This window comes from Streptomyces sp. NBC_00820 (genome assembly GCF_036347055.1).
Classification (GTDB): Bacteria; Actinomycetota; Actinomycetes; order Streptomycetales; family Streptomycetaceae; genus Streptomyces.
The window spans coordinates 993385-1015886 of the sequence record NZ_CP108882.1 but is presented as its reverse complement, the minus strand read 5'-3'; the positions used below and the strand labels follow the sequence as shown (position 1 = coordinate 1015886).

General features: G+C 73.0%; 19 protein-coding genes and 2 pseudogenes. 15 read left to right on the top strand and 6 right to left on the bottom strand.

All coding sequences use genetic code 11. From position 1 onward, the window contains the following. The first annotated feature begins 512 nt into the window (after nucleotides 1-512). From OIB37_RS04745 to OIB37_RS04720, 6 genes are all read left to right on the top strand, one after another. Entirely contained in the window at nucleotides 513-1223 is a 711-nt protein-coding gene (locus OIB37_RS04745; RefSeq protein ID WP_330456247.1) for a histidine phosphatase family protein, read from the top strand. A 292-nt stretch (nucleotides 1224-1515) separates the two neighbouring features. Further along, complete coding sequence (locus OIB37_RS04740) at nucleotides 1516-2154, top strand: endonuclease (RefSeq protein WP_330456246.1); 639 nt, start codon at nucleotides 1516-1518, stop codon at nucleotides 2152-2154. 68 nt (nucleotides 2155-2222) lie between these two features. Beyond that, nucleotides 2223-3656, top strand: a complete 1434-nt coding sequence (locus OIB37_RS04735; RefSeq protein WP_330456245.1) for a serine hydrolase domain-containing protein — start codon at nucleotides 2223-2225, stop codon at nucleotides 3654-3656. A gap of 302 nt (nucleotides 3657-3958) precedes the next feature. Then, nucleotides 3959-4162, top strand: coding sequence for a cold-shock protein (locus OIB37_RS04730; protein WP_330456244.1), 204 nt, complete (start codon nucleotides 3959-3961; stop codon nucleotides 4160-4162). Nucleotides 4163-4336: 174 nt separating this feature from the next. Next, entirely contained in the window at nucleotides 4337-5821 is a 1485-nt protein-coding gene (locus OIB37_RS04725; RefSeq protein WP_330456243.1) for a DEAD/DEAH box helicase, read from the top strand. Nucleotides 5822-6081: 260 nt separating this feature from the next. Continuing rightward, on the top strand, nucleotides 6082-7044 hold the full coding sequence (locus OIB37_RS04720) for a WGR domain-containing protein (protein ID WP_330456242.1): 963 nt from the start codon (nucleotides 6082-6084) through the stop codon (nucleotides 7042-7044). 140 nt (nucleotides 7045-7184) lie between these two features. Here the strand turns inward: OIB37_RS04720 and OIB37_RS04715 are convergent, their stop codons facing one another. After that, a complete protein-coding gene (locus OIB37_RS04715) occupies nucleotides 7185-7400 on the bottom strand; it encodes a DUF4177 domain-containing protein (protein ID WP_330456241.1) in 216 nt (71 codons plus the stop codon). Nucleotides 7401-7571: 171 nt separating this feature from the next. Then, nucleotides 7572-7973: a DUF5997 family protein gene (locus OIB37_RS04710; RefSeq protein ID WP_330456240.1), complete on the bottom strand. Its 402-nt coding sequence runs from the start codon at nucleotides 7971-7973 to the stop codon at nucleotides 7572-7574. A 58-nt stretch (nucleotides 7974-8031) separates the two neighbouring features. On the opposite strand from OIB37_RS04710, the gene OIB37_RS04705 reads away from it, so the two are divergent. Beyond that, complete coding sequence (locus OIB37_RS04705; RefSeq protein WP_330456239.1) at nucleotides 8032-8841, top strand: LysR family substrate-binding domain-containing protein; 810 nt, start codon at nucleotides 8032-8034, stop codon at nucleotides 8839-8841. Nucleotides 8842-9061: 220 nt separating this feature from the next. Here OIB37_RS04705 and OIB37_RS04700 read toward each other — a convergent pair whose 3' ends face one another. Both OIB37_RS04700 and OIB37_RS04695 read right to left on the bottom strand, forming a co-directional pair. After that, complete coding sequence (locus OIB37_RS04700) at nucleotides 9062-10561, bottom strand: MFS transporter (RefSeq protein ID WP_330456238.1); 1500 nt, start codon at nucleotides 10559-10561, stop codon at nucleotides 9062-9064. A gap of 185 nt (nucleotides 10562-10746) precedes the next feature. Beyond that, nucleotides 10747-11223 carry an Lrp/AsnC family transcriptional regulator gene (locus OIB37_RS04695; protein ID WP_330456237.1) on the bottom strand — a complete coding sequence of 159 codons (477 nt, stop codon included), beginning with the start codon at nucleotides 11221-11223 and terminating at the stop codon, nucleotides 10747-10749. 265 nt (nucleotides 11224-11488) lie between these two features. Between OIB37_RS04695 and OIB37_RS04690 the strand changes: the two genes are divergently transcribed. Both OIB37_RS04690 and OIB37_RS04685 read left to right on the top strand, forming a co-directional pair. Beyond that, the gene (locus OIB37_RS04690) at nucleotides 11489-12976 is read left to right on the top strand and encodes an FUSC family protein (protein WP_330456236.1); all 1488 of its coding nucleotides are present in this window, start codon (nucleotides 11489-11491) and stop codon (nucleotides 12974-12976) included. 94 nt (nucleotides 12977-13070) lie between these two features. Beyond that, nucleotides 13071-14102: a lactonase family protein gene (locus OIB37_RS04685; protein WP_330456235.1), complete on the top strand. Its 1032-nt coding sequence runs from the start codon at nucleotides 13071-13073 to the stop codon at nucleotides 14100-14102. Nucleotides 14103-14274: 172 nt separating this feature from the next. Here the strand turns inward: OIB37_RS04685 and OIB37_RS04680 are convergent, their stop codons facing one another. Both OIB37_RS04680 and OIB37_RS04675 read right to left on the bottom strand, forming a co-directional pair. Then, nucleotides 14275-15198, bottom strand: coding sequence for a sirohydrochlorin chelatase (locus tag OIB37_RS04680; RefSeq protein ID WP_330456234.1), 924 nt, complete (start codon nucleotides 15196-15198; stop codon nucleotides 14275-14277). A 142-nt stretch (nucleotides 15199-15340) separates the two neighbouring features. Continuing rightward, nucleotides 15341-16315: an N-acetylglucosamine kinase gene (locus OIB37_RS04675; RefSeq protein ID WP_330456233.1), complete on the bottom strand. Its 975-nt coding sequence runs from the start codon at nucleotides 16313-16315 to the stop codon at nucleotides 15341-15343. A gap of 553 nt (nucleotides 16316-16868) precedes the next feature. Between OIB37_RS04675 and OIB37_RS04670 the strand changes: the two genes are divergently transcribed. The 6 genes and pseudogenes from OIB37_RS04670 to OIB37_RS04645 all read left to right on the top strand — a co-directional run bounded on the left by OIB37_RS04670 (nucleotide 16869) and on the right by OIB37_RS04645 (nucleotide 22486). Further along, on the top strand, nucleotides 16869-17546 hold the full coding sequence (locus tag OIB37_RS04670; RefSeq protein ID WP_330456232.1) for a uracil-DNA glycosylase: 678 nt from the start codon (nucleotides 16869-16871) through the stop codon (nucleotides 17544-17546). Between the two features lie 609 nt (nucleotides 17547-18155). Next, the gene (locus OIB37_RS04665) at nucleotides 18156-19478 is read left to right on the top strand and encodes an NAD(P)/FAD-dependent oxidoreductase (RefSeq protein ID WP_330456231.1); all 1323 of its coding nucleotides are present in this window, start codon (nucleotides 18156-18158) and stop codon (nucleotides 19476-19478) included. Next, nucleotides 19475-19882 (top strand): annotated as a pseudogene (locus OIB37_RS04660) (DUF1365 family protein); the annotation flags it as partial. The gene OIB37_RS04665 and the pseudogene OIB37_RS04660, both read left to right, overlap by 4 nt. Beyond that, a pseudogene (locus OIB37_RS04655) lies at nucleotides 19876-20445 on the top strand (class I SAM-dependent methyltransferase); the annotation flags it as partial. The pseudogenes OIB37_RS04660 and OIB37_RS04655, both read left to right, overlap by 7 nt. Beyond that, complete coding sequence (locus OIB37_RS04650) at nucleotides 20442-21683, top strand: cyclopropane-fatty-acyl-phospholipid synthase family protein (RefSeq protein WP_330456230.1); 1242 nt, start codon at nucleotides 20442-20444, stop codon at nucleotides 21681-21683. The pseudogene OIB37_RS04655 and the gene OIB37_RS04650, both read left to right, overlap by 4 nt. Beyond that, nucleotides 21680-22486, top strand: coding sequence for a DUF1295 domain-containing protein (locus OIB37_RS04645; protein ID WP_330456229.1), 807 nt, complete (start codon nucleotides 21680-21682; stop codon nucleotides 22484-22486). Before OIB37_RS04650 ends, OIB37_RS04645 begins: the two co-directional genes overlap by 4 nt. Nucleotides 22487-22502 lie beyond the last annotated feature (16 nt).

The window sequence follows — 22502 nt, the reverse complement described above, 5'->3', positions numbered from 1 at the left end:
GCGCCGGTCGTCGGGCCTCCCGGGTGCGCCGCCGGGCGACCTGGACGCTGCCGACCTTGGGACAGGCCGATACGGCACTGGGCTCCCCCTGGACAATCCGGAACGAGGGTGGGTCGGTCCTGCGGCGAGGCCGGACCGACCGGCGGCAAGCCTCGCCAAGAGTGAGGCACGTGGACCCTGTGCTGCAAGACTCGCGCCGCGACTGAAGGGGCGGCGGTGCGAGCCGTACGGCGTGAGGGCGAGAGGGCGAGAGGCACCGGGATCACGGCCCGTTCTGCCCGCGCCGGCGGCCCGTGCGTGGCAGTTGCCGAAGCCGTGGGCGACGGCGTCCCCCGCGGCCAGGGCTTCGGCGGCGCGCCGCACAGCGCGGGGACTGTCGAGGCGAGCAGGCTCACGGACTGTCGGTCGGCTCGACGGGCGGTCACCGCCCGCGGAACGCCGTTCGCCCCGTGCGGACTCCGTGCCCGGGCTCCCCGTCACCTCCGGATCACGGTCAACTATCTTGATCGTCCATGCCGTTCGACGAGCCGCCGTACCGGCAGCCGACAGAGGGGGACACCCGCATGCCGCTCATCTCCCTGGTCCGCCACGGCCAGGCGTCCTTCGGGGCGCAGGACTACGACGTACTGTCCGACCTCGGCCGCGAACAGGCCGAGGCCGTCGGTCACGAACTCGCCCGCCGCGGCCTGCGCGATCCGCACCTCGTCACCGGCACCCTCAACCGCCAGCGGGACACGGCCCGTCTGCTCGCGGAGGCGGCGGGATTCAAGGACCCCCTCCGCGAGGACCCGCGCTGGAACGAGTACGACCACGTTGCCCTGCTGTCCCGCTACACCGGACCGGAGCCCGAGGGCCAGGCGGACTCCCGCGCCGTACAAGGGCTGCTCGACCGGGCGCTGGAGGCGTGGATCCAGGACGCGGAGGAGACCGGCCCCGCCGGCTGGACCGCCTTCGAGAACGGCACCACGGCCGCGCTGACCGAGCTGTCCGCCACCCTCGGCAAGGGGCGCGACGCGGTCGTCGTCACCTCGGGCGGTGTCCTCGCCGCGCTCTGCGGCGCCCTGCTGTCCCTGCCGGCCGCCGGAGTCGTCGCCCTCAACCGGGTCACCGTCAACGCGGCCGTCACCACGCTCGTCGTCGGCGGTTCCGGCACCAGCCTCCTCACCTTCAACGACCACGCCCACTTCATCACTGACCGGCGCGCCCTGCTCACCTACCGCTGAGTTGCACCATCCGGCGGCCCGACCGGCGGCACTACCCGACCGCCCGCACCACCCGACCGGCCGCACCGCCCGACCCGCGGCAGTGCCGCCCGCACCGCCCGCACCGCCTGTATCGGCCACGCCTGCTGCGAGCCGGGCGCGCGTCGGGTGCGCGTCGGGTTCGTGCGGGCGTGACCGCTGCCGAGGCGCCTCTGCGCCGGCGTCCCGCTCCGGGCGCGGGTGTGCGTGAGGTGGGCCGACCATGGGACGTGAAGCGAGCCGGTTTCGAGAGGGGGGCGGAAGGAGCGCTCCCATGGGAACCGAGCAGGTGACCGCCCGACTGCTGCGCGAGTTCGGGCGGACCTACGCCGACGAAGCGGGCATCACGCTCCGGGACGAGCCCGCTCCCCTCTATCAGCTCCTGGTGCTGACCGTCCTGTGCTCGACCCGGATCAAGGCGGAGGTGGCGACGGCCGCGGCGAGGGAACTGTTCGAGGCCGGGATACGCACGCCCCGGGCGATGGCGGAGTCGAGTCGGCGGGAGCGGGTGGTCCTCCTCGGACGGGCGCACTACGTCCGGTACGACGAGAGCACCGCGACCGCGCTGGGCAGGGGTGCGGAGCTGGTGATCGACCGATACGACGGCGACCTCCGAAAGCTCCGAGAGCAGGCTGCGGGCGATGTGGAGCGGCTGCGCGAACTGGTGCGGGAGATGCCCCGGATCGGTCCGGTGGGGGCGGACATCTTCTGCCGGGAAGTCCAGGCGGTGTGGCCCGAGGTGCGTCCGTTCTTCGGGGAACGAGCCTGCGCGACCGCCGCCGAACTCGGTCTGCCGCACACCCCGAAGGGCCTCGCCACGCTGGTGCCGGGAGACGACCTGGCCCGGCTGGCGGCCGCACTCGTGCGCGTCGGCCTGTCCAAGGGCGGGGCCGAGGCGTTGCGGAGCGAGTGAGTGATAAAATGTCCGTCTTTTAACGTTTCGCACCCTGATAGTGCCTGCGTGAGGGCGGTGAGGGCGGCATGAGGGATTCCCCGACCGACGCCGACGCCGACGCCTCCGGCCGTGTCCGACGCGACTGTGTCCGCCGAAGGGGAGCCGGAGCCGGTTCCGGGCTGTCGCGCGCTGGCCGCCACGCGGCCGGGCCGGCGCCCTGGGTGGCCCTGCTGCTCGTGGGCCTGGTCCTGCCCTCCGCGCCGCCCACTTCCGAGGCGGCGACATCGGTCACTCCCGCCACGACCGCGAGGGCCTACGACTCCACTCCGCCGGCGCTGAAGCCCATCGACCCCGCCGTTTTCCGGTCCGCCGTGGACCGTGCGGCGAAGAAGCTCATGGTTCCCGGTGCGGTGGTCCTGCTCCGTACCCCGCAGGGAACCTTCCGGGCGACCGTCGGCACGACGGAGCGGGGGACGGCCGAACCGCCCACCACGGCCGACCACTTCCGGATCGCCTCCAACACCAAGACCATGACCTCGGCGCTCGTCCTGCTCCTCGCACAGGACGGCAGGCTCAGCCTGAGCGACCCGGTGTCCGCGTACGTGCCCGGAGTGCCCGACGGCGAACACATCACCATCGCCGAGCTGCTGAAGATGCGCAGCGGGCTCTACAACTTCACCGACGCGCCGGAACTCGCGGCGTCCCTCGACGCCGACCCGGGGGGCGTCCGGACCCCGCGAGAGATGCTGGCCCTCGCGTTCCGGCACCCGCCGGACTTCGCGCCCGGCGCGTCCTACGAATACAGCAACACCAACTACGTGCTGCTCGGCCTCGTCGCCGAGAAGGCAGGGGGGCGGCCCTTGGCCCGGCAGTTCCGCGACCGGCTGTTCGCCCCGCTCGGACTGCGGGGGACGTCGCTGCCCGCCCCCGACGACAGGTCCCTCCCCGCCCCCTTCTCGCACGGCTACATGTACGGCGGATCGGCCTATGCGCTCGTCGACCGGCCCTACCCCGCCGACGTGCGGTCGGCGGCACGGTCGGGGGCGCTCCAGCCCGTGGACTACACCCACCAGAACCCGTCGTACAGCGCGGCCGCCGGCGCCGCCGTCTCCACCGCGGACGACCTGGCGGCATGGATCAGGGCCCTGGTGACCGGCAAGGTCCTGAACACCGCGTTCCAGCAGAAGTGGCTGAACAGCCCGCAGGCCGAGGATCCGGCCGCACCCGACGGGAAGAGGTACGGGTACGGCATCGCCTTCCAGCGCTTCGGTCCGAACGCCTCGATGTACTACCACGGCGGTGAGCTGCCCGGCTTCAACTCCTTCATCGGACACGACCCGGACAACGACGTCACGCTGGTGATCTGGGCCAACCTGACCCTGACACCCGACGGCCTCACCACGGCCAACGCCCTGCTGCCCACCGTCCTCGACCAGGTCTACGCCGGCCTCGCCCCTCCCGCGGGCGCCGGGCGGAGCGGCTTCCGGGCGGTCCCGGCAGGGGAGAGGTCCACCGCTTGACCTTGTCGTGCACAATCCCGGAATTGGCCGTTCGCGAGTATTCGAGTGCGTGCGGGATTGCGCCGCCCGGCCGGTGCTCCCGCCGTGGTGCGGGGGGTGGGCGAAAAGTCGTCCGGATGCATGTACCGTGCTAGGCTCGACCACAGTTGCAGTTGTGGTTCCCGAAACTTCAAGTGCCTCGACGACTGTAAGTTGTCGGGCATTTTTGTTTCACCGGTGCTTATCCGGACGGGGTTCATTGTCGCAACGCGGAGATTCACACGGTGTGAGCTCCTGGGCACTGCCCCGAAGGAGATGTGAACATGGCTACTGGCACCGTCAAGTGGTTCAACGCGGAAAAGGGTTTCGGTTTCATCGAGCAGGACGGCGGCGGCCCTGACGTCTTCGCCCACTACTCGAACATCGCCTCCCAGGGCTTCCGCGAGCTTCAGGAAGGTCAGAAGGTCAGCTTCGACGTCACGCAGGGCCCGAAGGGTCCGCAGGCGGAGAACATCACTCCTGCCTGACGCTGAAGCGTAAGAGCGAGCTGGGGCTCCTGCCGCAGGGCAGGGCTCCAGCTCGCTGTTTGCATATCCCGGTTTTATTTTTTTCCGTATTACTTTCGGCTCGTGCTTGCAATTCATCCGGCCCTGTTTCTGCCGGGAATTCCTCGATGCGTGCCCTCTCGAGGAAGGTTCTTCATGAACCGTTCAGCTCGCACGAATGACCGTTTCCGGCCCTATGGGCAGCGACCCGCCGGGGGCGGTTCGGGCGGCAATGGGCGTCGCCCCTCCCCGCCGCAGGGGGAGTTCGCGCTGCCGGACACCGTCACCCCCGCCCTCCCGGCGGCCGCCACCTTCGGCGAACTGGGCATGCCCGCGGAACTGCTGAAGCTGCTCGCCGACCTCGGCGTCACCGAGCCCTTCCCGATCCAGGCCGCCACGCTGCCGAACTCCCTCGCGGGCCGCGACGTCCTCGGCCGTGGACGCACCGGATCCGGCAAGACGCTCGCCTTCGGCCTCGCGCTCCTCGTGCGTACGGCCGGGCAGCGCGCCGAGTCGCGGAAGCCGCTGGCCCTGGTCCTCGTCCCCACCCGCGAGCTGGCCCAGCAGGTCACCGAGGCGCTCACCCCGTACGCCCGGTTGCTGAAGCTGCGCCTCGCCACCGTGGTCGGCGGCATGTCGATCGGCAGGCAGGCCGGCGCGCTGCGTGCCGGAGCCGAGGTGGTCGTCGCGACCCCCGGCCGCCTCTCGGATCTCATCGCGCGCAAGGACTGCCGCCTGGACCGGGTGAAGATCACCGTTCTCGACGAGGCCGACCAGATGGCCGACATGGGCTTCATGCCCCAGGTCACCGAGCTGCTGGACCAGGTACGGCCCGACGGCCAGCGCCTGCTGTTCTCGGCCACCCTGGACCGCAACATCGACCTGCTCGTCCGGCGCTACCTGCATGACCCGGTGGTCCACTCCACGGACCCGGCGGCGGCCGCGGTCACCACGATGGAGCACCACGTGCTCCAGGTGCACGGCACCGACAAGTACGCCACCGCCACGGAGATCGCCGCACGCGACGGGCGCGTGATCATGTTCCTGGACACCAAGCACGCTGTCGACCAGTTCACCAAGCACCTGCTCAGCAGCGGTGTGAAGGCCGCGGCGCTGCACGGCGGCAAGTCGCAGCCCCAGCGCACCCGCACCCTGGCCCAGTTCAAGGACGGCCACGTCACGGCGCTGGTGGCCACCAACGTCGCGGCCCGTGGCATTCACGTCGACGACCTCGACCTCGTCGTCAACGTCGACCCGCCCAGTGACCACAAGGACTACCTGCACCGCGGCGGACGTACCGCCCGCGCCGGCGAGTCCGGCAGCGTCGTCACCCTGGTGCTGCCCAACCAGCGCCGGGACATGGCCCGTCTCCTGACGACCGCGGGCATCCGGCCGCAGGTCACGCAGGTCCGCTCCGGCGAGGCCGAACTGAGCCGCATCACCGGCGCACAGGCCCCCTCCGGTGTGCCCGTCTCCGGTGCCGCGCCGGTCGAGGAGCGTCCGAAGCGTGGCGGCGCGCCCTTCCGCGGCATGGGCACCCGGCCGGGGCGGCCCGGTCGCGGCGGCGAATCCCGTCGGGCCACCGAGGCCCGCCAGACCGCCGAGGCCCGCAAGGCCGCCCGGGTCCGCCGCGGCGCATAGGCCTTGACGGGCCGACGCTCCCTCGCCGGGCACGGCCACACGACACCTCGACGTGGATGTCCACCACCTCGAGGTGTCGTATGCCCGGCCTGGAGGCCCGTGTGCCCATGGTCGGGCCGGGCGTCGGTCAAGGCGTCCTGGCCGGCGGCGGCGAAGGCGCGGGATGCCCCCCCGAGACTGCCTTCGGGGGAGCGGGCGATACGGTCACCGGCATGCGGTCCTGGTACGAGCAGGGCCGACGGAACCGGTGCGGGGGTCGGATGAACGGGTGGCGTCGGTTCGAGCGGCAAGGAGACGCGCTCGCCTACTGGGAGATCCGCCAGGACGGGATCCGCTGCTTCCTCAGGTGGGGCTCCGACCGGACGAGCCGCAAGGCGAGCACGTCGGTGCTCGACGACGAGGAGCAGGCGCGGCGCCACGCGGCACGCAAGATCGCCGACCGCCTCCGCAAGGGCTTCACCGAGACCTCGCCGCTCCGGGACGAGGCGGAGGCCGACGCCGGGACGCCGGTCCTCGACGTCGTCAGGGCGAGCGCCGGCCCGCACGCCGCGCCGCCTCGGTTCCTGCCGGTCGACGGCTTCGACCAGGTCCACAGCCGCGTACACGCACCCGGCCATCCCCGCGGATTCCACGAGTACTACGTGCTGCGCGACCGGGGCCGCGGCGCGGTTCGCTTCACCGTCCGGGCCGGCAGCCACGAGACCGGTGCCATCCGCGGCTTCCTGGAATTCCTCTGCTCCAGGCGCGACCTGGCCTTCGACGGCCGCTCCCACCACAAGGTGCGCCTCCCGGGCCCGGTGGGGCCCTTCAGCCACGCGCTGTTCTGCTCGCCGGCTCTGGGGCGGGCGGACGCCGCACACCCGGCCATCGCCGGGCGCGTCGCCACGGCCTTCCCCGTCCACGACTGCGAGATCGGCGACGACGATCCCGAGGTGCTGGTCGACGCCCGTATCCACGGCCATGGCGCGCTGTCCTACAGCGACTGGGGCCGACCGCCGCAGCCCGTGGTGGACCTGCGGTTCGACGTCGAGCCGTCGTTCTACCGGCGCACGCGGACGTTCAAGGTCTTCCGGCCCGACGACCTCGAGAAGCTCATGGACCTGCTGCCGGGCGCGACGCCCGTGAGCTGGTTGGAGATCCGCTCCTTCCGGGGCGAGATCCGACGCTTCGAACCGGCCACGTCGCCGGCCTTCGCCGACGTGTGGCCCTTCCTGCTCGGCTGAGACGATCTCCACCGACTACTGTGCCTGGCCGGCACAGGGCCGCCTCCAGGCGTCCACCCCCGCTTCGCGCGGTCCGGTGCGCGCGGTGAAACCGCGGTGGGGCCCGTCGCCTCCGAAGAGGTGCGCGAGCCCCGCGGCCCTCAGCCGCGCGGACGCTCGAACGTGAGGAGCAGGCCCTCGACCGCGCCGGGACCTATGCGGCCCTTGACGTCGGCGGACGTGATCGCCTTGAGGGCCCAGCCGTCCTCGGCGTGCTTGTTCAGGACCTTTTCCAGCTTGTCGCTGTCCAGTGCGTCACCGATCAGCGATTCGCGGAACGTGACGACTTTGTACTCGAGCGTGGAGGAGTTGCTCACGGCTGGGCCTTCCCATGGATGAACTGTCCGACGGAAACGAGGACAGCCAATCACCGTTCGGCGATGCCGTACACAGCGGGGTGGGGCACCGTGTCCGGGCCGCTGACCCGGGGAAGGAAAAGGCGCCCGACCCCGCGGAGGGGAAGGGCGCCCGAACCCGGAGAAAGGGTGTCAGTCCTGCTGGGAGCCCTTCTCCTGCTGCTCCTTCTTCATGTTCTTGACCCGCACGCTCTCCTTGCGGACCTCGGCCTGGGTGGCACGCTCCTTCTCCAGCCACTCCGGCCGCTCCTCCTTGAGCGCCTCGATCTGCGCGGTGGTCAGCGCCTCGCTGACACCGCCGCGCGCCAGGCCCGCGATGGACACACCGAGCTTGGCGGCGACGACCGGACGCGGGTGGGGGCCGTTCTCCCGAAGCTCGCGCAGCCACTCCGGCGGATTGCTCTGCAGCTCGCTCAGTTCGGCGCGCGAGACGACACCCTCCTGGAAGGCTGCGGGGGTGGCGGGGAGGTGCACACCCAGCTTCTTCGCCGCGGTGGCGGGCTTCATCGTCTGGCTGCTCTGCTGCGAACTCATGAGGTCAAGGGTATCGGCCGCGTGCGAGGGATCCGACCACGGCCGGTAACCTGGCCTGGTGACAGGCTCGGAGGAAACACCGTCGTTCCGGCTCGCGTACGTACCCGGAGTGACCCCCGCCAAATGGGCGCGGATCTGGAACGAGCGCCGGCCGGACATCCCGCTCGCCCTCGTTCAGGTCCCGCCGGCCGAGGCGTCGGAGCTGCTCCGCGCGGGCGACGCGGACGCCGGGTTCGTACGGCTGCCCGTGGACCGTACGTTCTTCAGCGCGATCCCCCTCTACACCGAGACCACGGTGGTCGTCGTCCCCAAGGACCACGTGATCACGGCGGCGGAAGAGGTGACCCTGGACGACCTCGCCGACGAGGTGGTCTTCCACCCGCTGGACGACGTCTTCGACTGGGACAGCCCGCCCGGCGAGCCGGCCTTCGAGCGTCCCGCGACGACCGTCGACGCCATGGACCTGGTCGCGGCGGGCGTCGGCGTCCTGCTCGTGCCGCAGTCGCTGGCCCGACTGCACCACCGCAAGGACCTCACCTACCGCCCGGTCGTCGACGCCCCCCAGTCGAGCATCGCCCTGTCCTGGCCGGAGGAGGCGACCACCGACCTCGTCGAGGACTTCATCGGCATCGTCCGCGGCCGCACGGTGAACAGCACCCGGGGCCGCACGCAGCCTGCCCCCGAGGCCGAGGAGGGGCGTAAGCAGGCCGGCGCCCGCCAGAAGCCGTCGGGCGCGAAGTCCGGGGGCGCGAAGTCGTCGGGTGCGAGGGCGGGCGGATCGAAGCAGACGTCCCGCACCGCGCGGGGCCGCTCCGGCTCCTCCGGTTCCTCGGGCGCCAAGCGCGGGAAGCCGCGCCGGCGGTCCTGAGGGGACCCGCGGGTGAGCTGCCGATGGCCCTCAAGAGCGCCACAGGCGCCTTCAGAGGGTTTGCGGCCGCTCTGAGCCGGGCGCGGAGCCCTGAGCCGGGCGCGGAGCCCTGAGCCGGGCGCGGAGCCCTGAGCCGGGCGTGGGTGTCCTGAGTCGGGCACGGACGCCCTGAGCCGGTCGGTCGAGGCCTCGGCGCCCTGGTCAGGGCGCCGAGCGTCCCTCACCGCTCCTGCGTCGCGCCCCGCACCCCGTCCACCGCTCCCGCCGGTACCGGCTTCGTCGGGGCCGTCGGCTGCGCGGGTGTCTGCCGCTCGCGCAGGTCGGCGACGGCCAGTGCGAGGGCGATCAGGATGACGCCCACGGCCGTGAGAAGGCCGAGCTGGAGGGCTGCGGTGGGGCTGCCGCGGTTGGCCAGGTGGGCGAAGTACACCGCACCCACGACGGCGATACCGGCCGCCGAGCCGATGCGCTGGGCCGTGACCATCACCCCGCCGGCCGCACCCGCCCGTTGTACGGGCACACGGGTGAGAGTGAGCGTGGTGTTGGGGGAGATCGTCACACCGGAACCGATGCCGGCGACCAGCAGCGGCAGCACGGCGGCCCACGCCGCCCCCTTGCCCGGCACCGCCTGCACGGCCACGACGACCCCGAGCAACCCGACCGCGACTGCGACGAGGCCCAGGATCACCAGTCTGCGCCCGTGGCGCACGACCAGCCGGCCGCCGGCGGCCGCACCGGCGGCCGATCCGACCGCGAAGGGCAGCGACGCGAGTCCGGCACCGAGCGCGCCGTACCCCAGGCCGTTCTGCAGGAACAGCGTGTAGACGAAGAACACCGCGGTGAAGCCCGCGAAGTACACGAGGTTCAGCAGCACGCCGAGCGAGAAGGAGCGCAGGGAGAAGAGCGACAGGTCCAGCAGCGGGGCCTTTCCGTGCCGCCCCTGCCGCCGCTCCCACGCCCAGAACAGCGTCAGCAGCAGTACCGCCACCGGCATCAGCGCCCACTTCTCGCGCCCGGTCCACTGCTGTTCCTGCACCAGGGGCAGCATCAGCGCGAGTACACCCGCGCCGAGGAGCAGGACGCCCGGCAGGTCGACGCTCTCCCGCCTGCCCGCCGACACGGGCGTACGAGGCAGCAGCCGCAGCGCGGCGCAGAAGGCGGCCACGCCGATCGGCACGTTGACGTAGAACACCCAGCGCCAGCCGTCGTCGACGCCGAACGCCTCGATCAGCAGACCGCCGGCCGGCGGTCCGACCGCCGTGGAGATCCCGACGACGCTGCCCAGCATGCCGAACGCCCGGGCGCGTTCGGCGCCCTGGAACATCTGCTGGATCAGCCCCGTCGTCTGCGAGGCGACGACGCCCGAGGCCGCGCCCTGCACCAGCCGGAACAGCACCAGCCAGCCCGCGCTGGGCGAGAGCCCGCACGCGACCGACGCCAGCGTGAACAGGGCGAGCCCGAACAGGAAGGCCGTGCGCCGCCCGCGCATGTCGCCGAGCCGGCCGGCCGGGACGAGCGTGAGTCCGAAGGTGAGCGCGTATCCCGAGATCACCCAGGACACGTCGGCGGCGTGGGCGCCCAGTCCGCGTTCGACCGAGGGCAGTGCCACGTTCACGATCGAGCTGTCGAGGAGCGTCATGAAGCCGCCCGTCAGACAGACCGCGAGGGCCTTCCAGCGACGTCGGTCGGCAGCGGCCGGACGCGTCTCGACTGTAGTCATGGGGTCACGCTATGCACGCACCGTTCCCACCGCATGCCGGGAGACGCCCGCATCGGCCTCCGCCACACCGCACGAGGGCCGCGCCGCATGCCGGGTACGCGCAAGGCACCCCGCCGGGTACGCACACGGGGCCGCCGCGTACGCGCAAGGCACCCGCAAGGTGCAGGCGCGGCCACCCCGCGGCCTCAGGTCCGCGACGCCCGGCCCACCGACTCCACGAGCGGCAGCATCCGGTACGGCACACGCTCGCGCAGGGCGACGTCGGTGCGGGTGCGCACCACCCCCGGCAGGCTGATCAGCTTCTGGATGACGTCCTCGAGATGGGCGTTGTCCCGCCCCACCACGCGGGCCAGCAGATCGCCGCCGCCCGTGATCGAGAACGCCTCGACGATCTCCGGTACGGCGGCCAGCGCGTCGCCGACGTCGTCCAGATGGCCCTGGGTGACCTCGATGTGCACGAACGCCAGCACCGGGTGGCCGAGCGCGGCGGCCGAGAGCGAGGCGCTGGTCCCGGTGATCACGCCGTCCCGCTCCATGCGGTCCAGGCGGGCCTGGAGGGTGCCGCGGGCGATGCCGAGGACGCGGGCGTACTCGCGCACGCTGGTGCGCGGCTGCTCCAGCAGCAATCGCAGGATGCGGGTGTCGAGTTCGTCCACAGCCATGGCGTTCCGGTCTCCTCGCGCGCGTTGTCGATCGACGCGGACTGTACCAATGGCCCAGCATGCCGGATCCGCCGAACAGCCCGCGAACTGGTCCGTTGGCTCTCCGCGGGACGGGCGACGGTCGTCTTCGCTGGTCCAATGGTCCAGCGATTCGGACCACGGTTGAGCCAGTCGGCCCCGCGATGCTCTCATGGGCATGTCGATGGCGCTGCGGATCCCGCGGCGCCTTTTTTCGTGGTGGACGGTCACAAGGGGGCGGGCAGCAGTGCTGAAGAGGATGTTCGTGGCGCCGGACCCGGGGCGTACGCGGCTGCGGTTCGCCGTACGGGCCGTGCTCGGCATCGGTCTGGCGGTCGTCGTGTGCGGGCTGGCCGGGCAGTCGCTCGTGGGTGCGATCGCCGGCGGACTCGCCGCCCTGCTCACCCTGTTCACCGTCGCCGACGCCACCGTGCGCGGGCAGGCGGTCACCACCGCGCTGCTGCCCGTCGTCGGCGTGCCCGTGCTCGCCGCGGCGGCCGAGCTGCACGCCTACCCGGTGGCCCGGGACCTGGCGTTCCTCGCCGTGGTCGGGGCCGGCGTGTACGCGCGACGCTGGGGCCCGCGCGGCCACAGCCTCGGCGTGTTCGGGTTCATGACCTTCTTCGCCGCCCAGTTCCTGCACGCCACCCCCGGGCAGCTGCCGGAGCTGTACACGGCCGTCCTGCTGTCGGTGCTCACCGCGGCGGCGGTGCGGTTCGGCCTGTGGTGCTACGAGCGCCGGCTGCCCCCGGCCGTCGTACCCGCGCCGCCCGCCGGCACCGGACTGGCCCGCGTGACCACCCGGCAGGCCGTCCAGGCGGTCGTCGGCGCCGGATTCGCGCTGGGGCTGGGACAGCTGGTGTCCGGGCAGCGGTGGTACTGGGCGGTGGGCGCCACCTGGTGGGTCTTCGTGAACACCGCCTCGCGCGGCGAGACGCTGATCCGCGGCTTCCGCCGGATCCTCGGCACCGTCATCGGTATCGTCCTCGGGCTGCTCGTCGTCGTCCCGCTGCACGGAGCGCCGGTCCCCACCGTCGTCCTCCTCGTGGTCGCCGTCTTCGGGGTCTTCTACTCGGCCGCCGTGTCCTACACCTGGATGATGCTCAGCGTGACCCTGCTCGCCGAGACGCTCTACGGCCTGCTCGGCGTCCTCAGCCCCGGCCTGCTCGCCCTGCGCGTCGCCGAGACCGGGGTGGGCGCCCTCGGCGCCGCCCTCGCCGTGCTGTGCGTGCTGCCGGTCACCACCCACGCCATCACCGACGCCTGGATCCAGCGGGCCCTGCGCTGCGTGCACGCCTGCACGGCCGAGGCCGCCGCCCTGCTCGCAGGGTCCGCCGCGGCCGACCCGGCGCGGTCCGTCGCCGAGCTGGAGGGGCTGCTCGGCCGCGTCCGGCTCTCCGTCGCGCCGCTGGTCCACCCGCTGAACCCGATGCTGGGCCGCAAGCGGCGCGCCCGCCGGGTCCTCGCCCTCCTGGACGACTGCGCCCGCGAGATCCGCGGCCTGGCCGCGGTCGCGGCCGACCCCGTGGCCTCGCACGACGCACAGCTCACCGCCGCGTGCCGGCGGGTGGAGGCCGCGGTCGAGGCCCTCACCGAGGGCTCCGGCCGTGTCCACCGCCCCGCCGAGACCCCGGCCGAGCCCGCCCTGGCCCACCTGCACGGCCTGGAACGCGCCCTCGCCGACCTGGCCGAGCCCCTGCGGGTGCCGGCGGGATCGCCGCTGGTCGGCGCCTGACACCCCGCGCGGAAACCCGCGTCCTCCATTTGGTCTAGACCGAAGGTGACCGACTGCTACCGTCGGCACTGGCGCGGACCGAAAGGGGACAGCGGTGGCAGAAACCGGCAGGCGGCACAAGGCGTTCATCGGGTCGTTCACGGCGGCGGGCGGACCCGGACTGGTCACCGCGGACGTCCGTCCCGGAACCGGCGCACTGGTCCTCACCGGCAGTCTCGGCACCGTGCCGGACCCCTCGTACCTCGCCCTGTCCAGGGACGGCGAGATGCTCTACGCGGTCAGCGAGACCGCCGAGGGCGCCGTGGCCGCCTACCGCCTGCGCGGCGACAAGCCCGCCCCCGCCGGGCCGCCGGTACCGGTCGGCGCCAGCGGGCCCACCCACCTCGGTCTGTACGACGGACACGTCCTGACCGCCAACTACGGCTCCGGCAGCGTCACCGCCGTACCGCTGCGCCCGGACGGGACCCTCGCGTCCTCCCCCTCCGGACTGCTCCAGCACACCGGCTCAGGGCCGCACGACCGGCGCCAGCGCGGCCCGCACGCCCACCAGGTGCAGGCCGACCCCGCCGGCCGGTGGGCCGTCAGCGTCGACCTCGGCACCGACTCGGTCCGGGTGTGCACCCTGGCGGACGGCGCCCCCGTCCTGCACCGCGAGATCGCCCTGCGCCCCGGCTCCGGCCCCCGCCACCTGGCCTTCCACCCGGACGGCGAGCACGCCTACGTCGTCAACGAACTCACCCCGACCGTCACCGTGTGCCGCTGGGACGAGGAGCGCGGGTCCCTGAAGCCGCTGAGCGAGGTCCCTGTCCTGCCGGGCGCCCCGGCCGGCGACGCCTACCCCTCGGGTATCGTCGTGGCGCCCGACGGCCGCCATGTGTGGACCGCGACCCGCGGTGAGGACGTGCTGTCCGTGTTCGCCGTGGAGGGCGACGGACTCCGGCTGACCGGCACGGTGCCGTGCGGCGGCCACTGGCCGCGCGCCCTGGGCGAGCACGCCGGTTTCCTCTACGCGGCCAACGAACGCTCCGGCGACGTGACCTGGTTCGCGGTCGACGAACGGACCGGCCTGCCCCGCTACGACGGCTCAGTGCGGGTCCCCGCGGCCTCCTGCGTGGTCTTCCGCTGAGCGTCCGGGGCCTACTGGACGCTCTGACCTCCGGGGACGAGCCCCCAGAGCCTCAGGGGCGATCCTCAGGGGTGTGCCTCAGGGGTGTGCCACCCCCGGACGTGCCCGTACGGGCGAAGGGCCCGCTCCGAATCCCGGAGCGGGCCCTGTGTCGTACGGGAGCCTTGGTGTGTCAGAGCGCGGGGGCGCCCTGCTGCTGCGGCGGGGCGATGCCCAGAGCGGTCGTGTACTTCGCGAGCGCCAGCTTGCCGATCGCCGGGTAGGCGCCGAGCGCCTCGGACGCGGCGCAGTCCGCCTCCTCGGCGGCCGCAGTCAGGAGCGCGGCGTCGATCTCCGGGCCGATCAGGTACGGCGCGAGGGCCAGCTGCTGCGAGCCCGAGCCGCGCAGCTGCTCGGCGACGGAGGCGATCGAACCCTCCTGGTCCAGGGCCGCGGCGATCACCGGCACGGCCAGGCGCGCGGCGAGCAGCATGCCGGTGATCCCGGCGGCCTGCACGGCCTCCTCGCCGCCCACGGACGCCAGGATGATGCCGTCCGCGGCGGTGGCCACGGTGAACAGGCGGGCGCGGTCGGCGCGGGCCAGGCCCGCCTCGGACAGGCGCACGTGCAGCGCCTCGGCGAGCAGCGGGTGCGGGCCGAGCACATCGGCCAGGTCGGCGGCGACCCGGCTGTCCATCACGGCCTGGCGGATCTGGCGCAGCAGGGCGTTGTCCGGGCCGGCCAGCAGCGGCACGACCACGCCCACCGGTCCGTCCGGCTTCTTGACCTCGGCACCGGCGGCGACGGCCTGCTCGTAGCGGGCGGTGCGCTCCTCGGCGGCATGCGCCAGGACGGAGCGGAGGGAGGGGAACTCGTCGTCGTCCCCGTCCAGGTAACCGATGCGGGCGTCCAGGCCGGGCAGCTCGGAGCGGGCGATGCTCACGACCTCCTCGGCGAGGCTGCGCGTGGCGGCGCTGGGCACGCCGGGCACCGCGAGGACGAGCGCAGGGGCGTCCTCGGGAGCGACCATCGGTTCCGGTCGGCGGTGCCGTCCGGGCTGGCGGGGTCGCGGCATTCGTACTGGCAGGCCGGACTCGGGCCCAGTGGAGGAGCTCATGGCGCCGCATGTTACTGGCTTCCTGAGCTGCACTGTTCGGGGAGGGTGCAGGTGAGCGGTATCCGTCCGGTTTTGTCTGATGACTTGCGGGCCGACATCCCATGTTCCCGCCACATGACGGACACTTCGGCCGACGGTGCCCTCAATCCCCTTTTACGGTGACCACATGGAGCATGGCCGGATCGCGCGGCAGGGTGAGCCGTCCCGCCGCCAGTTCCGCCGCGAGCCGGACGCAGCCGTGCAGCGGATCGCCCTCCGCCGGAACCTGCCTGGCCTGCGGCAACAGCCGCCCCAACTCCTCGCGCAGCGGTACGAGAAGAGGGTCGCCCATGGCGAAGAGACCCCCCGTGAGCGCGACTTCGGGCTCCCCCGACTCCGGGCAGACGGCCGCGGCCGACTCGGCCATGTTCCGGGCCGCCGCGCGCAGGATGTCGGCCGCGACCGGGTCGTGCGCGGCCGAGGCCGCCACCTGGGGTGCGAAGGAGGCGAGTACGGCGGCGCGGTCGGTGCGCGGGTAGAGCAGTCCGGGAAGCCGGGGTGCGGGACCGAACCGCTCCTGCGCGCACTCCAGCAGCGCGGCCGAACCTCCGTCGCGGCCGTCGTGCGCGCGCAGCGCGGCCTCGAGTCCGGACCGCCCGATCCAGGCCCCGCCGCCGCAGTCGCCCAGCAGGTGGCCCCAGCCGTCCGCCCGCCGCCAGCCGGTGAGGTCCGTGCCGAGGGCGATCAGACCGGTGCCCGCGGCGACCACCGCCCCCGGGCGGGGCCCCAGCGCGCCGACGTAGGCCGTCACGGCGTCGGCGGCGATCGCCGCGGTCCGCACCCCCAGTTCCCGGGCGAGAAGGCCGGGCAGTTCGGCGCGCAGGGCGTCACCCAGGCTGGCGAACCCGGCGGCCCCGACGACCGCCGTACCCAGCCCGCCGACCCCGGCCTGCGCGGTCAACGTGCGAGCCAGGGGCAGGAGTTGCTCCATCAGATGGTCGGGATCGATGCCCCGCGCACCGGTGCGGACCGGCTCCCGCGACTCCCCCCGGGCCGACGGCGCGTGCCCGGGAACGCCGACGGCGACCCGGAGGCCGGAGCCTCCGGAGTCCACGGCGAGGTATCCGGGAAGGGTCACGCCGGTCGCCGGCCCTTCGACGGCCCACGGTGCCGGACCGGTGGGTGGCCGGGCCGGCCGGACGGACGCGCCCCGGACAGGGGTCCGGACAGCGGACCGCGGCCGGTGCCCGGACCGCCCGCGACCACGGCGGTCGCCCCTTCCGGCAGCGGGCACGCCTCCGGTGCGCGCGAGGAAGGCGGTCCGGCCGCGTGCGCGGACGTCCGGGAGGCCCGGTCGCCGAGATGAGGGGGCCGCCCGGCAACGCGACGGCGGTGACAGGGGGAGGAGGGTCGACCGGCAACGCGACGGCGGTGACGCGGAGACGGGGTCGGCCCGACAGGGTGACCGCGGCGGAGTGGTACGACCGCTGGGCGCAATCGTCTCCCCTCCTCCTCGATGACCGGCCGCCTGAGCCGTCCGGCCGTTCGGTCCGGCCGTTCGGTGACGTCGACGGGGAGGAAGACTAGCGCCCGACGGCGGCCGCCGCGTAGGGCTGGACGCACTGGATCCGCCGTGGGGGAGCTGGTCTGCTGATATGGCTTGTCAGTGGGGGCCAGTAGAGTGACGCGTTGTGGCACCAAGACCGTTGAACGAACTTATCGAGACCGGCTGGGTGAAGGCCCTGGAGCCGGTGGCCGGACGCATCGCGGCCATGGGGGACTTCCTGCGCGCCGAGGTGGCGGCCGGCCGGAAGTACCTTCCCGCGGGAGCGCATGTCCTGAGGGCGTTCGAGCAGCCCTTCGACGATGTGCGGGTCCTGATCGTCGGTCAGGACCCTTATCCTACGCCGGGAATGGCGATCGGCCTGAGCTTCGCGGTGTCGCCGGAGGTGCGGTCGCTGCCGGGCAGCCTGGAGAACATCTACCGGGAGCTGAACGCCGACCTGGGTCTGCCCAGGCCCTCCAACGGGGATCTGACCCCGTGGACCAGGCAGGGCGTGCTGCTGCTCAACAGGGCGTTGACCACGGCCCCGCGTAAACCGGGGGCGCACTCCGGCAAGGGCTGGGAAGAGGTCACCGACCAGGCCATCCGCGCACTGGTCGCCCGCGACAAGCCCCTGGTGTCCATCCTGTGGGGCCGTCCCGCCCGCACCCTGCGTCCGCTGCTCGGTGACTACCCGGCGATCGAGTCGGCGCACCCCTCGCCGATGTCCGCGGACCGGGGCTTCTTCGGGTCGCGCCCGTTCAGCCGGGCCAACGATCTCCTGGCCCGGCAGGGCGCCGAGCCGGTGGACTGGCGACTGCCGTAGGCCGTAGGCCGTTGCCGACGGCGGAGCGCCCGCGCGAACCATGACCGCGGAACGCGCGGGAACGCTCCGCCACCTGTCGGCAGGAGAGGCGCCCGAGACCTTGGGCCGGTGACGACCGTCCGCTTCAGCCCCGTGAGCGATCCGTCCCCGGGGGCCGGCAGGGCGCACTGACGATCACTCGATCGGATGAAACTTCCCCCCGGACCCGACCGCGCCCCGCCGTCGCTCCCATCCCCCCGGCGCCCTTTGGCGCCCCCGCGCCCCTTCCTCATCCCTGGGCGCCCCTTCCGCATGCCCCCGCGCCCATCCGCATCGCGTCCCCCCGGCATTCCGCTCTCGCTCTCGCCCTCCCACGCGCCGGATCTTGACCCTCCGCCCCGCCTTCCCCGGATCTCCCTGTCCGGCATCCGTTCGCTGCCCGGCTCCGGAAGTACTGCGTGAACAGAACGCGCACAGACCTGCCCGGCCGGGGCGGGCCGGCAGACCCGTGGACCGGACGGCGCGGGCGGATCCGGTTCGAGGAACGGCTGCCCTTCGGCCAATCCGCCTGAGCCGCGGCTCCGGATTACGCGCGAGATCAGCGTCAGCGGCCGAGCGGGAGGAGAAGCGATGTCGCGCGTACCAGGGAGAGACGCACGGACGGGGGAGGGGGCCGCCACGGGCGGCCGTGCCCAGCGGCCGCGTACGGCCGTCGTCGGCAGCGGCGTTGCGGGACTGAGCGCCGCGTACGTCCTGCGCCGTGCGCACCACGTCACCCTCTACGAGGCCGACGACCGCCTCGGCGGACACGCCCACACCCACGAACTGCCCGCACCGGGCGGTGCGACGCGGCACGTCGACTCGGGATTCATCGTGCACAACCGCCGCACCTACCCGCATCTCCTCCGGCTCTTCGGCGAACTAGACGTCGCCACACAGGAGTCGGAGATGAGCATGTCGGTCCGGTGCGAGGGGTGCGGCCTCGAATACGCCGGCGCCCGGGGCCCCGCAGGACTGTTCGCCCAGCCGCGCAACGCCCTGCGCGGCGCCTACCTGCGGATGCTCGCCGAGGTTCCCCTCTTCCACCGGGCGGCCCGCCGTCTGCTCGCGCGAGATGGCCAAAGCACCGTCACCCTGGGGGAGTTCCTGGACCGTGCGGGCTTCTCCCGCTATTTCCGCACCCACTTCATCACCCCGCTGGTCTCGGCCGTGTGGTCCTGCGACGCCGCCGTCGCGCAGCGGTACCCGGCCGCCTACCTGTTCCGCTTCCTGGAGCACCACGGCATGCTCTCCGTCGGCGGCTCACCGGTCTGGCGCACCGTCACCGGCGGCTCGCGCACCTACGTCGACCGCGTCGCGGAGACGGTGGACGAGGTGCGCCTGTCGACCCCGGTCCGCGCCCTGAGGCGGCACCCCGACGGCGTCGACATCACCGCGCACGACGGCACCACCGAGTCGTACGACTCCGTGGTCGTCGCCGTCCACCCCGACCAGGCCCTGAGCATGCTGGCCGACGCCACCCCCCAGGAGAAGGAGGTCCTCGGGGCGTTCCGCTACTCGCGCAACACCACGCTCCTGCACACCGACACCGGACTGCTGCCGCGTGCCCCCGCCGCGCGCGCCTCGTGGAACTACCTGATGCCCTCGTGCGCGGCGGGCGCCGACGAGGTGCGGGTCAGCTACGACATGAGCCGGCTCCAGCGCCTGGACGCCCCCGACACGTACGTCGTCACCCTGGGCGGGGAGGACCGCGTCGCCCCGGACCGGGTGCTCGCCAGGATGGTCTACGAACACCCCGTCTACACCCCGGAATCGGTCGCCGCGCAGCGCCGGCTGCCCGAACTGGACACCGCCGTCACCGCCTACGCGGGCGCCTACCACGGCTGGGGGTTCCACGAGGACGGCTGCCGCTCCGGCGTGACGGCCGCCGCCGTCCTGGGGGTGGCGTGGTGACGGCGCCGCCCGCCCTGTATCCGTGCACGATCACCCACGTGCGCACCGCACCCCTGCGCCACACGCTGCGGCACCGCACGTACATGTGGCTCGTCGACCCCGATCACCCACCCGAACTCCCCTTCCCGCTGCGGCCGCTGGCCCGCTTCGACCCGCGCGACCACTTCACCGGCGAGCAGCCCACCATCCGGGCGGGACTCGACGCGTTCCTCGCCACCCACGGCGTCCACCTCGACGGCGGGCCCGTCGTGATGCTCACCCACGCGCGCGTCCTCGGGTACGTGTTCAACCCGTTGACCCTCTACTGGTGCCACGACCGCGACGGCACACCGCGCTGCGTCGTCGCCGAGGTCCACAACACCTACGGCGAACGGCACTGTTACCTGCTGCGCCCGGACGCCGCGGAGACGACCTCGCCCGCGCCCGCGTCGCCCGAGCCGGTCTCGCCGACCGGGTCGCGGTGGAACTCCGCGACTACCGCGAGGAACAGGGCACCTACGACGCCGTCGTGAGCGTCGAGATGATCGAGGCCGTGGGCGCCGAGTTCTGGCCGGAGTACTTCCGCACGCTCGACGAGCGCCTCGCGCCCGGGGGCCGGGCGGCGCTGCAGGCCATCACCATGCCGCACGACCGGATGCTGGCCACCAGGAACACCTTCACCTGGATCCAGAAGTACGTCTTCCCCGGCGGCCTGCTGCCCTCCGTCGAGGCCGTGGCCGAGACCGTCCGCGCCCACACCCGGCTGGACGTCGCCCACCGGCAGGCCTGCGGTGCGCACTACGCCGAGACGCTGCGGCTGTGGCGGGAGCGGTTCACCGAACGCGCCGACGACGTGACCGCGCTCGGCTTCGACGAGACCTTCCGCCGCATGTGGACCTTCTACCTCGCCTATTCCGAGGCCGGATTCCGTTCCGGATACCTCGACGTCCAGCAGTACCTGTTCACGAAGGAGGACTCCGTCCGATGACCACCGCCCGAACCGTCCGGCCCGGAGCCGCCCACCGGATCGCCGCGCTCGCCGAGGACGCGCTCGGCGGTCCCCTCCCGGTCCGGCTGCGCGCCTGGGACGACAGCGAGACCGGCCCGGCCGGCGGCCCCGCCGTCGTCGTCCGGTCCCGGCGCGCCCTGCGGCGGATGCTCTGGCAGCCCGGCGAACTGGGCCTGGCCCAGGCCTACGTGACCGGCGAGATCGACATCGAGGGCGACCTGGCCGAAGGGCTGCGCGTCATGTGGGCCGCCGTACGCGAGCGGGGCCTGCACGCACCGCGGCTCGCGCCCGCCGCCCAGGCGCGGCTGCGGGGCGGGCTGCACACCAAGGCCCGCGACCGTGCCGCCATCAGTCACCACTACGACCTGTCCAACGCCTTCTACCGGCTGCTCCTCGACGACACGATGGCCTACTCGTGCGGCTACTGGGCGAGCGAGGACCCCGGCTTCACCGCCGCCGACGCCCAGCGCGCCAAACTGGAGCTGATCTGCCGCAAGCTGGGCCTCGTCCCCGGTGCCCGGCTGCTCGACGTCGGCTGCGGCTGGGGCTCTCTCGCGCTGTACGCCGCCGAGCAGCACAAGGCACAGGTCACCGCCGTCACCCTGGCCCAGGAACAGGCCGCTCATGTCCGGGAACAGGTACGCGAACGCGGCCTGGAACACCGGGTGGAGGTGGTGTGCCAGGACTACCGGGACATCACCGGCGGCGCCTACGACGCCGTCTCCTGCGTCGAGATGGGCGAGCACGTCGGGGATGCCGAGTACCCGGCCTTCGCCGCCGCCCTGCACGCGCTCGTACGGCCGCGGGGACGGGTCCTCGTGCAGCAGATGTCGCGCGGCGCCGACGCACCGGGCGGCGGGGCCTTCATCGAGGCGTACGTCGCCCCCGACATGCACATGCGGCCCCTGGGCGACACCGTCGGGCTGCTGGAACGCGCCGGACTGGAGGTGCGGTCGGTGGAGTCGCTGCGCGAGCACTACGTGCGCACGGTGGCCGCCTGGCACCGCACCCTCGAAGAACGCTGGGACGACGTCGTACGGCTCGTCGGCGAGGAGACCGCGCGCGTGTGGCGGCTGTACCTGGTCGGTGGGGCCCTCGCCTTCGAGGAGAGGCGGATGGGCGTCGACCAGCTCCTGTGCGTCCGGCCCACGCGCGACGGGGGCAGCGGCGTACCCGTGACGCCGGAGGACTGGTACAGGGGGCTTGACCTGCCATGAACGGTTCTCACGGTTTTCCCTGGGAAGCCTTCACCGCGAACCTCGGGTGGGCCGCGGCGGCCGCCCTCGGCGTCATGCTGGTCACCTTCCTCGTCGCCCTGCGCGTCGGCGTGCACCGCGTCGTCGACGTCGCCTGGGGGATCGGCTTCGCCGCGGTCGCCGCGGTGACCTGTGTGGCCTCGGCCGGCACCGGCGATCCCGGCAGACGCGCCCTGGTTACCGCGCTGACGGTCCTGTGGGGTTTGCGGCTCGCCCTGCACATCGCCCGGCGCGGACGCGGACACGGCGAGGACCCCCGCTACCGGAAAATGCTGTCCCGAGCCCCCGGCAACCCCGACCTGTACGCCCTGCGGATGGTGTATTTGCTGCAGGGCGCACTGGTGTGGCTGGTGTCGCTGCCCGTCCAGGCCGCGCAGTACGTGCCCGGCCCGATGACGGCGGCGGCCGTGGCCGGCGCGGCCCTGTGGGCGGTCGGGTTCCTGTTCGAGGCGGTCGGGGACGCCCAGCTCGCCCGGTTCAAGGCGGATCCGGCCAACAAGGGGCGGATCATGGAGAGCGGCCTGTGGCGCTACACCCGGCACCCCAACTACTTCGGTGACTTCTGCGTGTGGTGGGGACTGTTCCTGATCACCTGTGACTCCGCCGAGGCCGCCGCCGTGTCCGTCGTGTCGCCCCTGGTGATGAGCGTCCTGCTGATCAGGGGCAGTGGCAAGCGGCTGCTGGAGCAGCACATGGCCGGGCGTCCCGGCTACGCCGCCTACGTGGCCCGCACCAGCGGCTTCTTCCCGTTGCCGCCCCGGTGAGGAGCGGGCCCCGCCG

What these genes read in the sequence shown, in the direction of transcription:
- OIB37_RS04745 (WP_330456247.1), top strand. Translation starts at nt 513, where the DNA reads ATGCCGTTCGACGAGCCGCCGTACCGGCAGCCGACAGAGGGGGACACC.
- OIB37_RS04740 (WP_330456246.1), top strand. Translation starts at nt 1,516, where the DNA reads ATGGGAACCGAGCAGGTGACCGCCCGACTGCTGCGCGAGTTCGGGCGG.
- OIB37_RS04735 (WP_330456245.1), top strand. Translation starts at nt 2,223, where the DNA reads ATGAGGGATTCCCCGACCGACGCCGACGCCGACGCCTCCGGCCGTGTC.
- OIB37_RS04730 (WP_330456244.1), top strand. Translation starts at nt 3,959, where the DNA reads ATGGCTACTGGCACCGTCAAGTGGTTCAACGCGGAAAAGGGTTTCGGT.
- OIB37_RS04725 (WP_330456243.1), top strand. Translation starts at nt 4,337, where the DNA reads ATGAACCGTTCAGCTCGCACGAATGACCGTTTCCGGCCCTATGGGCAG.
- OIB37_RS04720 (WP_330456242.1), top strand. Translation starts at nt 6,082, where the DNA reads ATGAACGGGTGGCGTCGGTTCGAGCGGCAAGGAGACGCGCTCGCCTAC.
- OIB37_RS04710 (WP_330456240.1), bottom strand. Translation starts at nt 7,973, where the DNA reads ATGAGTTCGCAGCAGAGCAGCCAGACGATGAAGCCCGCCACCGCGGCG.
- OIB37_RS04700 (WP_330456238.1), bottom strand. Translation starts at nt 10,561, where the DNA reads ATGACTACAGTCGAGACGCGTCCGGCCGCTGCCGACCGACGTCGCTGG.
- OIB37_RS04695 (WP_330456237.1), bottom strand. Translation starts at nt 11,223, where the DNA reads ATGGCTGTGGACGAACTCGACACCCGCATCCTGCGATTGCTGCTGGAG.
- OIB37_RS04680 (WP_330456234.1), bottom strand. Translation starts at nt 15,198, where the DNA reads ATGAGCTCCTCCACTGGGCCCGAGTCCGGCCTGCCAGTACGAATGCCG.
- OIB37_RS04665 (WP_330456231.1), top strand. Translation starts at nt 18,156, where the DNA reads ATGTCGCGCGTACCAGGGAGAGACGCACGGACGGGGGAGGGGGCCGCC.
- OIB37_RS04650 (WP_330456230.1), top strand. Translation starts at nt 20,442, where the DNA reads ATGACCACCGCCCGAACCGTCCGGCCCGGAGCCGCCCACCGGATCGCC.
- OIB37_RS04645 (WP_330456229.1), top strand. Translation starts at nt 21,680, where the DNA reads ATGAACGGTTCTCACGGTTTTCCCTGGGAAGCCTTCACCGCGAACCTC.